This is a genomic window from Vibrio sp. 1580, from assembly GCF_033340055.1.
In genome coordinates, this window is record NZ_JAWOVT010000066.1 from 1 (window position 1) to 1,157 (window position 1,157).

A 1,157-nucleotide genomic window follows, 5' to 3' on the forward strand; every position below is an offset into this window, starting at 1 on the left:
CAGCTCAGGCAGCGCGTAGGTGTGGCGACCTGCGGTGACTTGCTTTTCTGCCATCGCTTCAAGCATTGCGGCTTGTACTTTGGCTGGCGCACGGTTGATTTCATCCGCAAGAATGAGTGAATTGAAAATCGGCCCAGATTGGAATGTGAACTCGCCCGTTTCTGGGCGGAAAATATCCGTACCGGTTAAATCGGCAGGCAGCAAATCTGGGGTGAACTGAATGCGATGGAAGTCGCCTTCTACGCAATCAGACAGTGATTTTACGGCGCGAGTTTTAGCAAGTCCCGGAGGACCCTCAACCAAAATATGCCCGTCAGCAAGAAGGGCGATCAACAGTTGTTTAACCAGATCATGCTGGCCAATGATCTGAGACTCTAAATAGTGCTGAAGAGTTTCGAAGTTAGATTTATGCATGCTTTGGACTCTCGATATCCATTTGATTTTCGTTTTGAGTATTGGTCATTGCCAATCAGGAAAAAGTTCCTGTTCGCTCTCGAAATTTATCTTTTCAATATTGGGGCAAAGAAAAGGATTGCAAGCGAAGAAAAACGCTGAAAGTGCTTGAATGACAGGGTGTTACATTTATTTTGCATAAGATAGTGAGAAATACCTCTAGTTTTGTTCGTTCAGGTCGATATAGGTTCCATGCTGTGTATGTCACAGAGATATGCACCTGATAGCCACTATCTAGGATGCCAATAACAAGTGACTCTCTTAAAAGGTCCGAATATGTTGAACCTTCATTCTCTGAGTATCAAACAAAAGGTTGTACTTGGTATTACTTTTGCTGTTCTTGCATCAACCATTATCGTTGGTGTGATGGCTCAACGCCATGCGAGAGACGTGTTAAGTCACCGCCTGATTGATATTGAGTTGCCAGCCATGCTGCAACAAATTAATACTGAAATTGACCGCGAAGTTGTGCAAATGCAGCAAGCGGCGAAGCAACTAGCAACAAACGAATTTGTTGTCGAAGCGCTAAAAAATACTGATCACCCACAGTTTTCTGAAACGCAGCTTGTTCAGCAGCTAAACAACATCAAATCTCAGTATGGATTGAATGACGCATCGGTCGCAAACCGTAAAACAGCGTACTACTGGAACCAAAATGGTTTCTTGCGTCAGCTAAACCATTCGCAAGACGCGTGGTTCTTTGG

The 1,157-nt window shown here is 44.4% G+C and carries 1 protein-coding gene and 1 pseudogene; one reads left to right on the forward strand and one right to left on the reverse strand.

Going from position 1 to position 1,157, the window contains the following annotated elements; translation table 11 throughout:
• On the reverse strand, window positions 1-414 hold a 414-nt coding region (locus R7093_RS24030), incomplete at its 3' end, for an AAA family ATPase (RefSeq protein ID WP_318146862.1).
• Window positions 415-729: 315 nt separating this feature from the next.
• Here R7093_RS24030 and R7093_RS24035 point away from each other — a divergent pair.
• Window positions 730-1,157: pseudogene (locus R7093_RS24035) on the forward strand (methyl-accepting chemotaxis protein); the annotation flags it as partial.